Raw genomic sequence first — 13,466 nt, forward strand, 5'->3', positions numbered from 1 at the left:
TTTACAGCAGGTTGGAAGTAAGAGTTATGAGTAGCAAGTAGTAAGTAAACTCGCGATTTTTTCTTATTGTCTGCTCCTTAAGCATCCATTTGGATGCATTATTACTCGTTACCTGCTACCTTAAGAATCTCCTCATAAAGCAATAGGCACAAAATAAGTTAACTTAAGATATAGTATTGTTCTCAATTAAGCCAGTAAATCAATTTACGTTTAAGCGGCAGCACGCAATAATTTTTATCTTATGAACATCTTAAGTAACCTGCTTTCTCAACCACGATCGGAAAGTCGTCCTAAAAGACAGCGTAGGGGAATTGAAATCAAATCAGCACGTGAAATAGAAATTATGCGGCAATCATCAAAAATTGTCGCTACTGTATTAAAAGAAATTTCTGAGTTGGTGAAGCCAGGAATGACTACGGCTGACTTGGATGCTTATGCTGAAAAACGCATCCGGGAAATGGGTGCAACACCCAGTTTTAAGGGATATCATGGTTTTCCAGGTTCTATTTGTTCTAGCATTAACAATGAAGTGGTACATGGTATTCCCAGTTCCAAGAAAGTTATTTGCTCTGGAGATGTTTTAAAAGTTGATACAGGTGCTTTTTATCAGGGATTTCATGGTGATTCCTGTATTACAATTGCCGTTGAAGAAGTCAAAACTGAAGATGCCAAATTGATTCGTGTTGCTGAAGAATCTCTTTATAAAGGAATTGAGCAGGTAAAAGCTGGTAACTATTTAATGGATATTGCTGGTGCAATTGAAGACCATGTAAAAGCTAATGGTTTTAGTGTAGTTGAAGACTTTACCGGACACGGTGTTGGCAGAAACCTGCATGAAGAACCTTCCGTTTTTAACTTCCGCACCCGTGAAATGCCTAATGTCAAATTGCGTAAGGGAATGACTTTGGCAATAGAACCAATTTTAAATGCTGGCTCTAAATTCTGTAAAACTTTATCAGATCGCTGGACTGCGGTAACTGTAGATAATTCTTATTCAGCACAGTTTGAGCATACCGTATTAGTAACAGAAACCGGATATGAAATTTTGACTGATAGAACAAAAATTTAAAAAGGTTTATTGATTTTTTGTTTAGGGTGAGCAGTGTCCACCTTTTTGTTGCAAATCTATTGATTGATAATTGATTTATAAACTTAGAGACGTTGCTATATAACGTCTCTATTTTGTTTTGACAATGCAATTTAGTTTTTCTGAAATTCATCAAACTTTGCACGTACAGCTTGAATATCTTGCCACATCAACCATTTAGGACCACCTATTTCACGGGAAGAATTACGTAATAAATAAGCGGGATGAAAAATAGGCATACATAAACGCCCTTCCCACTCTATCCATTGTCCGCGAATTTTAGTTATTCCTCGTTTTTCAGAAAGCAAACCTTTGAGGGCTGTCGCACCTGTCAAAAGGATAATATTTGGATTAACTAGACGAATTTGCTCTAAAAGGTAGGGTTTACAAGCCTTGATTTCTTCAGTAGTCGGATTGCGATTACCGGGAGGACGACATTTATTAATGTTGGCTATATATACATCTTTCTCGCTATCCAATTTTACGGATGCCAGAATTTTCTCAAGTAGTTGCCCTGCACGTCCAACAAAAGGTAGACCAGTTTCATCTTCATTCTGTCCGGGTGCTTCTCCAATAATCATAATGGATGCTTGAATATTTCCTCTTCCAACCACGGCATTTTGACGAGTATCTCCAAGCTGGCAACGATGACAATTATTACAGTGTTGTGCCAACTCGATCATGGTTTCGTAAGTCCCCGAAGGAATGGAAACTTTCACATCTGTTGGGATAAGTTCTTTCTGATTAAAGGTTGAGTCCTCGAAAAGACTTAACTGATTTTCGCTGCTCATTAGAAATTAAAATTGCGTTTGGGAAAATAATAATCTTTAAAAACAAAAAAGATAGGTTCGGCTACGCTTTTTTTGCGTAATACTTATATCTATAAACCCTTAATTATATCAGCTATTTCGAGTAGGCGACAGCAAGATTCAAGCAAATTTCCCGAGATAGAGCCTTAATACAAGAGCAGGCTTAGCTATTGCTAGATAAAGATTAAGCCCGATTGTTTTTCAACGAAAATTGCAACCATTGTAAAGTGCTTGAGTTATCATGTTATACAACCCACTTTTTCAAAACCGCGAAGCTGCTGGTGAGGAGTTAGCGCAAGTAATTCGCAGTCAGTTGAACAAACAAGCAATTGAATCTGGATTAAAGCCAATACCAATTATTTATGCTTTACCTAGAGGAGGATTACCAGTTGCTTTGCCAGTAGCCCGTTTGCTGAATTGTCCTTTAAAAATAGAAGTGGCAAAAAAAATCAGTCATCCACAAAATGAGGAATTAGCAATTGGTGCAGTAACTGCTTCAGGAAGTGTTATTTGGGCAGATAATCGGATATTTCGCTTCAACTTTAATTCGCGAGAAAAACGTCAAGCCAGTTTAGCTGTAGCGATGGAATGTGCCAAATCTTTAGAGGCACAATTAAGCCCTGCTTGTTCTCAAGCAAATGCTCAAGGAGCAACTATTATTTTAATTGATGATGGTATTGCAACAGGCATGACTATAGCAGCAGCAGCAACAGCCCTCAAAAAGTTAAAACCCGCGCAAATTTGGCTCTGTACTCCGGTTGCTCCTCAAACATTAATTCCTTGGCTACACAGATGGGGAGAAAAAGTAATAGTTTTAGCAACGCCAAAATCTTTTTTAAGTGTAAGTAATTTCTATGCAGAATTCCCTCAAGTCGAAACTCAAGAAGCTTTGGAATGTTTACAGCAGCAATCTGTAAAAAAATAGAGCTTATTTCACGAAGGAAGAGGGAACAGGGAAGAAGAACCCACGTTTTAAAACGTGGGATGATCTACACCCTGAGCCGCACCTAGCGGTGAACGGGTAAATGCTTTGCTAAGGCTTCATTTCATTCTGCTGGCAATGAAATAGTTATGTATTGTCTCACCTAGTTAAGCTTGAATAAGTAATAAAACAAGCCGTTATTTTATCAAGGATAAATTATGAATTGCGAACAGAATATTTTTGAATTCACCAGAATTAGAACTTTAAGTAAATTGTATGGTGAATTGTGTAATTATCAGCGAGAAACAAGAATCTTGATTTTATGATCTCTGATTCAGAATTCAGACTTTATACTTAGAAAGACTTAGAAAAATTAATCGTATTTTATTGCTCTAGCGTAGTCGCCAATAGCATAACAGGCAGTTTTCAGACTAGCACGAGCTTGGTCTTGACTGCGACGGTCTTTAATTGCTTTAGCTATTCGCAAACGTTCTTCATAATAAGACATTGCGCTTTCGTAATCTCCTAAAGCTTCAGAAGCAACTCCCAAACTACCTAAAGATTGTTCTTGAGCGCGTGTATCTTGAGTAATATGCGCTAATTCTAAGCGCTCTTCATAGTAAATAATTGTTTTTTTATAATCACCCAAAGCGTAATAAGCATTACCAAGATTTTTCAATACTTGGATACTAGTACGACGATTTTTAAGCAAGCGAGATACTTCTATACACTCTTCGTAATATTTAGTAGCTTTGGGATAATTCATCAAAGCATACCAAGCATTACCTAAATTCTTTAATATTTGCTCTTCTCCCCAGTTATCCTTAATTTCCCGCACTAATTCTAAACTTTTTTCTTGGTACTCGATTGCTTTAGAAAGATTATTTGAGGCTTTATAAACTAATCCTAAATTATTAAGTGCTGCTATCTGAGAGCGGCTATCTTGTATTTCTTCGGCTTTTTTCAAGCAATCCTGTAAATACTCAATAGCTTCAGAGTGTTGCTTTAAGTGACGATAAGCATTACCCAAATGTGAGAGTGCTTGTATCTGTAAACGTTTTTCCTGATTGTCTTGAGCTAGAGACAAACATTGTTGGGCGTAAGATATAACGCTTTTATAGTCTCCAGAACAATAAGCTACCAGCGCTAAGCAAGAAAGCGCTTGAGCCTGTTTTGGCAAATTACCATAGGCTTGAAATAGGGCACTCGAATGCTGTAAAGCTTTGATTGCAGCATTGAAGTCTCCGGCTTGTTGCTGTTGAATTCCTTGCTGTAACAACTGAGATGCTTCAAATGATTCTTCTTCGTCTTTGAAGGATACCTGTGATTCTAAAGCTTTATCGAACTGTTTAACATTGCTATCTTTTGTATTATTTTTCAGAAATTCTGTAGGTATATTTAGAGGAAGAGTATTTTTTAAACTAGAATTCCATTTGCTTGTTTTCATCGACCGTTTGCTCCCTGTAAACAATGGTTGGTAAAGTTAGTATTCCCAAAATATCTGCCTAAATTTCATTTTTAAACATAAATTTCAACAAATATTGAGCGAAATAAACCCAAAAGTTAAGATACTAGCCGATTCGCTGCTTAAAACTATCTTTCTTATATAGTTAAGAACTTTTTATTTAAATATAAAAATAAGTATTTAAGCTGATTATAGGAAAAAATAGATTTAGCAAACACAAATAATAAGGATTTATGAATTATTTAGGTGAAGCTAATTATTATAATTAAACTACAGCTAGTTTAATCAAATTGTATTTTTCGATTTTGGTTTTAAAATATTACACTTATATTCTAAACACAAAATAATAAAAATTTAGTAAGTATTCTATAAAAAATCCTAGAAGTAATAGCTAATATCTAATTTGAAGCTATGCAATATTCACTGATAGTACAAGTACGTATTTAATAGCTGAAGTCGTATTCCTCTTCAGTTTAATTATTGAAAGAATCAGTTATTTTCTACTAGGGAAAAATTCAAATCATCACCTAGCTAAGCTTTTTGTGATGCTATAGCAGTCCTATCTGCAAACAGCACCCAGCGCTAATGCGAAAAAATTATATTCAATAGAATAGATGTGGCGAAACTGACCTCAAGTTATAGCTTGCATTTGCGATGCTTTCGAGAAAAAGCAGTACTCAATACTGCTCGGTTAAGGAATCCCACTTCTTTTTTAGATCCCCCAAACCCCGTTAAAAAGGGGGCTTATTTCCCTCCAATAAACAGGAGGGTTAGGGAGGATATCGTCTTAACCGACAAGTATTGGAGGTTTATCAACGTATATCCCACTCAACTCAGAACGAATCTTTGCTGTTTGCTAAGTATCAACTATTGCTTTATCCAAATTAGCACCGATCAAATTAGCCCCATAAAGTTTCACGGCTCTAAGATTTGCACCTGCAAAGTTAGCACCTTTCAAATTAGCCCATCTTAAATCAGCACCTCTTAAATCGGCTTCGCTCATATCAGCTTGCATCAAATATGCACCACCAAGGTGAGCTTTGGCTAAATTCGCTTTATTTAAATTAGCTTTATAGAGATAAGCATTTGTTGCTTCTACTTCATACAAATTAGCGTTTCTAAGTTCGGCACCAATTAAATTAGCATTATTTAAGGTTGCTTTCCAAAGATTAGCGCGGTTAAGCTTGGCTCCACCTAAATCTACACCTTTAAGGTTGGCATCCTTGAGATTAGCGCCAATTAGGTTTGCTTCATCCATAAAAGCATCTTGTAGATTCGCCAAACTTAAATCAACTCCAATTAAATTGGCAAGACTTAAATAGGCTTTGTTTAAATTAGCTCCAGTTAGTTTAGCCAGACTAAAGTTAGCTTTGATTAAATTAGCTTCTTGAAAATTTGTGTTGCTTAGATTAGCATTATTAAAATCTGCATTGGTTAAATTTGCCTGTATTAATAAAGCATTTTCTAAATTTACGTGGCTTAAATTAACTCCTTCAAGATTTGCGCCTGCAAGATTGTAACCATATAAATTTGCTGCGCTCAAATCTAATTTAGTTTGAGGATTATTCTTTCTCCACTCATCCCGCATGAAAGTACCAGTTTTGAGTAAAGTTAGGTGTTCTAAATTTGCCATGATTAACCTTTACTCCTGACGCTTACCTTGAGAACGTACCCTACCAGATACGTTTTCAATCGCCGCTAATGCTCCATCTGCACCTGCAAGTATATCCTGTTCTTGTCCTCCTAAATAAAGTCTGCCAAAACTACCTACAGCATTTACAGCCAGGATATTTATCGCGGCAGCCTTCTCGGCTTCGTTTGCCGCTAGTGCAGCAAAAGCAGCAGGTTCAACTTCCAATACATACAAAGTTTGTCCCGCTAATAACATTTGTCCTCGTCGGGTGCGATTGATCAGCTGTGTTTGATAAGCATCAACATTACGAATAATTTGACTCGAAACCACGCGGGGTTTAAGCCCTTCATCTCTTTTAACTCCTAAAGCCGCTAAAATAGCTTGTCCTGCGGTTCTAGTTTCACCTTGGGAGCTAGAATGCACTTCTAGCAAGCCATACAGCCTTTCTACCATCTGTACACCAGGACGTACCGAGGCTGATTTTAAGGCGACATCGGTAATTCGATTAATTTCTATACCGGGAGAGATTTCAATCCATAAGGAAGTATCTCCAGGCAGTGGTAAAAAACCTTGGGCTACCGTTCCCATATATGCTGCATGTTGAGGTTGCAAATTATCGAGATATACATAACTGCGTAGTTCTACACCCAAGATTCCGCTCCAGCCATAAGGATAAGAAATATTTATTATTTAGATTTAAACTACCATAATGCGGTTAACAGTGAACAGTTAGCAGTTATCAGTTATCAGTTAAGAATGAGTAGCGGGTAGCAAGTAGCAAGGAATAAGATTTAGTTGTAATTTTTCATAAATAATATCGGTCTGGTAAATTCATTCAAGTTTCCCTAGAGAAAATCTTTATTACCAAACCGATGATAGTATTGTCTGAATTTTATGATGACTAGTTAAGAACGGTGTGTTACTTAATGTTAGGAATAAAAACGCAAGAAACACAATATGATTTTCTTTACTTGAAATTAGGAATTAGTAATTATCCCTTTTATGAGACGATTAATTATGCATTAATAGTCCCGATTCGTTTTGGCTATTATTACGATTAATATCTGTAAAAACTACATCTGAAGTTTCGCTCGGACGTAGAATTTCTACATCAGACGAACTTTTAATATTCTCCGCTACAGCTGTGGAAATAGCAAAAAAGATATCGAAAGTGAAGAAGATAGCTAGTAAAACAATAAAGAAAGTTCTTTTCATGAATTTAACCTCAATTTACAGCAGATGCACTTAGCAAAAAACCAGTTGCAATAATTAGTATTGCGCTGATAACACTAAGTTTTTTTTGTAGTTTTCCAATGAAAGAAAAACGCTTTAGCCATTGATAGGCATAGATTGCTAAAAGCCCTAAACTCACCAGTACCAAAGCCAATCCCAAACTAAAAGCAATTATCAACAGCATTCCGTAGACTGCTTGATGCAAAGCGACGGCACTGAGCAGTAAAACAAGCGCTGATGGACATGGTTGTAATTCCTCCGGCAATACCAATCGCGATTAGAGAGCGTAGAGTAATAGATTCCTCTAAAGAATGGTGATTATGCTTGGACTGATTTTTAAGTCGGCTTGCTAATAGCCAAAAACCTACACCACAAATAGTAAAGCCGCTTAAAAAACTGAGAACGGGATACAGTTGTTCGGTGACTATATATTGAGAAGCTAGTAGTGCTAAAAGCCCTAATGTAAAGATACTAGCGGTATGAGCAATAGTTGTAACTGAACTCAATATATTGCCTGTTACGATTGTTTTGCCATGCCCAGGTGCTGTCTTTATGCGCTGCTCCAAACAAAAATGCGATTCCCAATCCTGCGATTACTAAGTTTGGTGTCAAGTTTTCGCGAACAATTCCCTGAACTAATTCACTTCCATATGCAGTTGGGAGCAAAAGCAGGTTTTATGTTCCACAAAACCATTATTGACAGTAAAACAGAAAGCGGTAAATACTTGTTTGTAGAACTTACACACTCGTAACAAAATTTCATATATAACTGCTGTCAGTCTTATCAAATCTTCTTTAACCTGTTGCCAGCAAAAAGCTGGATAAATAGAAGATAAGAGATGCATCGATTTATTGATTATTCGTAATAATAATTCAATTACAGAAATATGCTTCTTAACCGCACCACTTTGTCATAAATAATTTAAATATTCATTGTGAAATCATTTCGGATGAATTGCTTGCAGCAACTCCGGTGCGATGGAGCCAATCAGCAAGTATTCCTAATACAATGCAGATAATAGGGGAGCATCCCAATTTTGAACAAATATTTTACCCGATACCCGCTTATGGGTGCGGCTATACTAACAAAGCCCACCTATGTCCTGTGGGACACGCTTCGCTAACGTGGGCTTCGTAATATTAGCCCTAGACTTACAGTCTGAGGGCTTTTTGCTAAAGGTTGTGCGTACTTTGGTAAATCATTTCAGAAACGGCATAGCAAATGAACATCTTTTTGATAAAGATTTAAATTGCTTAACAATACTAAATTTTTTTCAATATTATGAATGCAAAATTTGCTTTAGTAATAAATAGTTTTAATTAAGGAGAAAAACAATTACCCATGCCCAATGTCCTATTCCCGAGTTGCCGGAACTTGACTGTTTTCTTCCACAAATTCCATTTCTTTTTCTCTTTTAGAAGGTAACAATTGCTCTCGTAAGGACACAATTACAATATATAAAACAGGTACCACAAACAAACTTAGAAACGTCGCAACAAACATTCCTCCAAATACAGCAGTACCTAAAGATTGACGGCTGCCAGCACCCGCACCCTTTGCAATTAATAAAGGAAAAATTCCCAATAAAGTTGACAATGCTGTCATTAAAATTGGTCGCAATCTTTCTTGCGCTGCTCTAACTGCTGCTTTGTTGATTGAAAGCCCTTCTTCTCTCAATTGATTGGCAAATTCTACAATTAAAATCGCATTTTTAGAAGCCAAACCAATCAACATTACCAAACCAACTTGACAGAATACATCATTTTCTAAACCTCTTAAATACTGTGCCGATAGCGCTCCCAAAATAGCTAAGGGAACTGAAAGCATAATAATTAAAGGGTCAATATAGTTTTCGTATTGCGCTGCTAATACTAAGAATACAAAAACAAGTCCCAAACCAAAAATTAACGGAGCTTGCCCTCCCGATTCCTTTTCTTCGGCTGATATTCCAGCCCATTCGTAACCAAAACTTCTCGGTAAAACTTCTTGTGCAACTTCTTCCATTGCCTCTAAAGCTTCTCCGGAACTGTAACCGGGTGCTGTTTGTCCGTTGATTTCAATTGAACGATACAGGTTGTAATGGTTAATAGTTTGCGCTCCGGTAGTCGAGGTAACTTTCACTAAGTTACTCATGGGAATCATTTGATTATTCTGAGAGCGGACGTACAATTGACCGATATCTTCAGGATTGGAACGATATTGAGCATCCGCTTGTACGTAAACTCGATAAGTCCGCTGTTCCAAATTAAAATCGTTGACGTATCTAGAACCGATATAAGTCTGTAAAGTACTAAAAATATCGTCGATATCTACCTGCAAAGCTTTGGCTCTATTACGATTAACTTCAATTAACAATTGCGGCATGTTCGCCGAAAAAGTACTGAAAGCTCCTGCTATTTCTTCTCTTTGACTTGCTGCTCCGATTAATTCTCCCATTTCTTGCAGCATTACATCCAAGCTGCTGTTTCCTCTTCTATCCTGCAACTGAAACTGAAAACCGCTAAAACTACCTAATCCTTGAATTGATGGAGGATTAACGGCTAAAACTCTGGCATCGGTAATGCCACCAAACTGTTGCATTAATCTACCAATAATTTCTTGAGACGACTGCCCTTCTCCAGTTCTTTCTCCCCAAGGTTTCAAAGTGGTAAAAATTACGCCGCTATTAGCAGTGCTACCGCTAAAACCAAAACCCCCAATAGCAAAAGTACCTACCACTTCCGGTAATTCTAAGATTTGCTGTTCTACCTTTTGCATCACCTGACTCGTGTAGTTAAGCGAAACTCCTTCTGGTCCCTGAATAATCGTAATAAAATAACCTTGGTCTTCTTCTGGTAAAAAAGCTTGAGGAACTATAGTATAAAGCCAACCAGTAGTTACTAATAAGGCGGCAAATACAACTAATACTAAAAATTTGAGGTGTGTCAAACGTTGTAATAGAAATGAATAGCCATCCCGCAACGAATCCAGAAACCAGTTAACAGCATCAAAAATCTTATTGAGAAAACCACCACTGCTAGTTTTTCTTCTGAATAATAATCCTGATAAAGCAGGAGTCAAAGTTAAGGCTAAGAAAGTCGAAATTACTACAGCAAAGGCAATTGTCAGTGCAAACTGTCGGTAAATTTTGCCGGTGGAACCGGGAAAGAATGCTACGGGGACAAATACCGCCATCAAAACCAAAGAAGTTGCAATTACGGCTCCAGTCAGTTCGCGCATTGCAGCCGAAGCAGCTTTTTTGGGCGACATTTCCTTTTGATTAATCAAGCGAGAAATATCTTCTACAACAACAATCGCATCATCAACTACCATCCCCGTTGCTAAGGTTAAACCGAATAAAGTTAAAGTGTTAATCGAAAACCCGAAAAGCTTAACAAAACCAAAAGTACCAATTAATGCTAAAGGAATAGTCACAACTGGAACTACCGTTGTTCGCCAATCCTGCAAGAAAATAAAGATTACTAAAACAACTAAACCAATAGCTAATAAAAGCGTTTTGATAACTTCCGAAAGCGATTCTTCGACAAAAGCAGTGGTGTCAAACGCAACTTGGTACTGCATTCCGGGAGGAAAATCTTTTGCTAAATTAGCCATTTCTGCTTTCACAGCAGCAGCGACTTCCAAAGCATTACTTCCAGGAGTGGGGAATATGCCAATACCTACCCCTTCATTGCCTTTAAATCTTAAAAACGAATTATAATTTTCTGCTCCTAACTCCGCCCTTCCTACATCCTTCAATTTGATTAAAACGCCATTTTCCCCAGCGCTGACGATAATATCTTCAAACTCCTCAACCTTTTGCAGTCTACTCACAGCGCGCAAATCAATTTGATACATTTGATTTGGTGGTGTCGGCTGCTGTCCGAGTTGTCCGGCACCCACTTGCACGTTTTGCTCATTGAGAGCATTAATTACATCTTGAGCAGTTAAATTACGACTTGCCAGACGATTTGGATCGAGCCACAAGCGCATTGCATAACGGCGTTCCCCGAAGATTTGCGCTCGACTGACACCATCGATTTTCTGTAAATTATCTCTTATATAAAGGTCAGCGTAATTACTTAAAAATACGTTATTAAATTCTTGGTTTTGACTATAAAGCCCCATTGCCAAGAGAATATTGCTCGACTCTTTACTAACAACAACCCCCGTCCTTTGTACGGCTTCGGGTAACTGAGGTTCGGCTAGAGAAACCCGATTTTGTACGTCAACCGCAGCAATATCTTTATTTCGCGAAGCATCAAAAGTAACTCGAATAGAACTGGTACCGCTGTTACTACTGCTCGAAGACATATACTTCAAGCCTTCCACACCATTTAACTGCTGCTCTAAAACCGTAGTTACAGTTTTTTCGACTACTTCGGCGTTAGCACCAACATAGTTAGCAGTAACATTAATTTGAGTTGGACTAATCTGCGGATACCTTGCCGTAGGTAGTGTGGGAATACTGATTGCTCCTACCAACAGAACAATAATCGCGCAAACGCTAGTAAAAACAGGTCGCTTAATAAAAAAGTCAGCAAACATGATAAATAGTTAGGAGTTGGTAATTGGTAATTGGTAATTGGTAATTGGGCATTATGTATAGTTAAAAGCTGGAGGTAACTAATTAGTTATGTCTTGATTTTTATAGATAATTACTGATTTTAATTTTTCAGAGTGCGATTTAATTTCAATACTTAATCTCAATTTAGTGATGCTATTAGGTTTGATATTGCAGTTATAGACATATTCAAAAAAAGTCTCATAATTAACAGTTTTTGATTGTGCTGGATAAGAATACAAGTAAAAAGCGAAGATTAATAATATCAAACATCAATATTGAATAGTTTAAAAACTAGCATCAATAATTAATAACTCATTACTTCCAAATCCCAATGCCAAATGTCCACTTTTCCATGCCCAAATCATTTAGAATCTGGAATTATCTGCGCTCCATCTCTTAAATTCAAAATGCCGGAAACAATAATTCTTTCTCCCTGCATTAAGCCTTCTAAAACTTGATAATTATTACCCCGGATATTACCTAATTTAACGCGCTTCTGTTTTGCGATGAAATCTGGATTTTCTAATGATGAATCGGGCTTTTTGGCAACATATACAAAAGTTTCTCCAGCTAAACGCACCACTGCGGTTGCTGGAATTAATACACCAGGGCGGCGCTGCCAAATTACTCTGGCGCGAACGTATTCGTCTGCTCTTAATTGATTATTTTGGTTCTCAAACAATGCTTTAACCAGTATTGATTGAGTATTTTGATTAACGTTAGGAGAGATGAAAAAGACTTGACTCCTGCCCAAAATTTTCCCTTGATTATCAACTAACTCTATAGGCATTCCTTTACGTAATTCTGCCGCACGCTCTTGGGGTACCGATATTTCAACTTGCAAAGGATTATTTTGAGTAATAGTAGTTAGCTGCGAAGATGTATTAACGACATCGCCAAGCTTGACTAGCAAGTCGCCAACTTGTCCGGCAATTGGAGCGGAAACTGTATAGTATTGAAGCTGGACTTGTTGCTGTTTGGTATTTGCTTGAGCTTGTTTTAATGCTTTTTCGGCTCGATTAATGGAAGCTTGTTGCGCTTGAATTTGAGCATCAATTGCATTCAACCTCGCTTTTGCTGTAGCAAGCCTATTCACATACTGCTGCCTAGTTTGTTGCGATACTGCTCCTTGGGCTGCCAAACTCGTATATCTTTCATATTCCTGCTGATTCAAATTTACATCGGCAACATTAGACAATTTCTCAGCTTGCAAAGATTTTAAAGTCGCGATCGCGTTTTGTAATTCAGAGCGAGCGGCTTGTGCTGCTGCATCTACACTGTTAACTGCTGCTTGTTGTTGCCTCGAATCAATCTGCATTATCGGATTGCCAGCTTGTACTTTATCTCCAGAATTAACCAAAATCTTATTGATTCTCCCTTGTGTTTGAGGCTGGAGAGTAACCGAACGTCGCGATTCCAATCTGGCGATGTATTCATCTCTATCTTCAATTATCCCTTCTGCTACCGTAGCTAGTTTTACCGGTATTTTTCTAGCTTCAGGGTTTTGTGCTGCTGGTTTTTGCTCTCCTCCAGATATCATACGAAACGCCGCAAAACCACCACCTCCTAACAGAAGCAGGGCAAGCAATAACCAAAACCACCATCGTTTTTTACGAGGTGGTTCGGGAGGTTTTTCTAGTTGATTTTCGTCTTCTGCAATTACATTTTCTGGTGGTAGAGATGTCATGATTTACTACGGAATTACACAAAGAAATCAATCCGTAAATGAAGCTTAAAGTATATTCTTTATAGTTAAATTCTTGATTTTTG

At 37.5% G+C, this 13,466-nt stretch carries 11 protein-coding genes; 2 read left to right on the forward strand and 9 right to left on the reverse strand.

What is annotated here, in order from left to right; translation table 11 throughout:
• Window positions 1-241: 241 nt before the first annotated feature.
• Window positions 242-1,069, forward strand: coding sequence for a type I methionyl aminopeptidase (gene map, locus RIV7116_RS03360; RefSeq protein WP_015116861.1), 828 nt, complete (start codon window positions 242-244; stop codon window positions 1,067-1,069).
• A gap of 131 nt (window positions 1,070-1,200) precedes the next feature.
• On the opposite strand, the gene RIV7116_RS03365 is transcribed toward map, so the two are convergent.
• Window positions 1,201-1,878: a uracil-DNA glycosylase family protein gene (locus tag RIV7116_RS03365; protein WP_015116862.1), complete on the reverse strand. Its 678-nt coding sequence runs from the start codon at window positions 1,876-1,878 to the stop codon at window positions 1,201-1,203.
• A 259-nt stretch (window positions 1,879-2,137) separates the two neighbouring features.
• Between RIV7116_RS03365 and RIV7116_RS03370 the strand changes: the two genes are divergently transcribed.
• Window positions 2,138-2,821 (forward strand): phosphoribosyltransferase, encoded by a 684-nt coding sequence (locus RIV7116_RS03370; RefSeq protein WP_015116863.1) that lies wholly within the window; start codon window positions 2,138-2,140, stop codon window positions 2,819-2,821.
• Window positions 2,822-3,191: 370 nt separating this feature from the next.
• Here the strand turns inward: RIV7116_RS03370 and RIV7116_RS03375 are convergent, their stop codons facing one another.
• The 8 genes from RIV7116_RS03375 to RIV7116_RS03405 all read right to left on the reverse strand — a co-directional run bounded on the left by RIV7116_RS03375 (window position 3,192) and on the right by RIV7116_RS03405 (window position 13,383).
• Complete coding sequence (locus RIV7116_RS03375; RefSeq protein WP_015116864.1) at window positions 3,192-4,265, reverse strand: tetratricopeptide repeat protein; 1,074 nt, start codon at window positions 4,263-4,265, stop codon at window positions 3,192-3,194.
• A gap of 874 nt (window positions 4,266-5,139) precedes the next feature.
• Entirely contained in the window at window positions 5,140-5,916 is a 777-nt protein-coding gene (locus RIV7116_RS03380; protein ID WP_015116865.1) for a pentapeptide repeat-containing protein, read from the reverse strand.
• 9 nt (window positions 5,917-5,925) lie between these two features.
• Entirely contained in the window at window positions 5,926-6,567 is a 642-nt protein-coding gene (locus RIV7116_RS03385; protein ID WP_015116866.1) for a bacterial microcompartment protein, read from the reverse strand.
• A gap of 360 nt (window positions 6,568-6,927) precedes the next feature.
• Entirely contained in the window at window positions 6,928-7,131 is a 204-nt protein-coding gene (locus RIV7116_RS03390) for a hypothetical protein (protein ID WP_015116868.1), read from the reverse strand.
• A gap of 10 nt (window positions 7,132-7,141) precedes the next feature.
• Complete coding sequence (locus tag RIV7116_RS36305; protein WP_371261612.1) at window positions 7,142-7,420, reverse strand: sulfite exporter TauE/SafE family protein; 279 nt, start codon at window positions 7,418-7,420, stop codon at window positions 7,142-7,144.
• Window positions 7,311-7,715, reverse strand: a complete 405-nt coding sequence (locus RIV7116_RS36310) for a hypothetical protein (RefSeq protein WP_052330787.1) — start codon at window positions 7,713-7,715, stop codon at window positions 7,311-7,313. The genes RIV7116_RS36305 and RIV7116_RS36310 overlap by 110 nt, the downstream gene beginning before the upstream one ends.
• Before the next feature lie 788 nt (window positions 7,716-8,503).
• Window positions 8,504-11,677, reverse strand: a complete 3,174-nt coding sequence (locus RIV7116_RS03400; protein WP_015116869.1) for an efflux RND transporter permease subunit — start codon at window positions 11,675-11,677, stop codon at window positions 8,504-8,506.
• Window positions 11,678-12,057: 380 nt separating this feature from the next.
• Complete coding sequence (locus RIV7116_RS03405; RefSeq protein ID WP_015116870.1) at window positions 12,058-13,383, reverse strand: efflux RND transporter periplasmic adaptor subunit; 1,326 nt, start codon at window positions 13,381-13,383, stop codon at window positions 12,058-12,060.
• Window positions 13,384-13,466 lie beyond the last annotated feature (83 nt).

This window comes from Rivularia sp. PCC 7116 (genome assembly GCF_000316665.1).
Taxonomy (GTDB): Bacteria; Cyanobacteriota; Cyanobacteriia; order Cyanobacteriales; family Nostocaceae; genus Rivularia.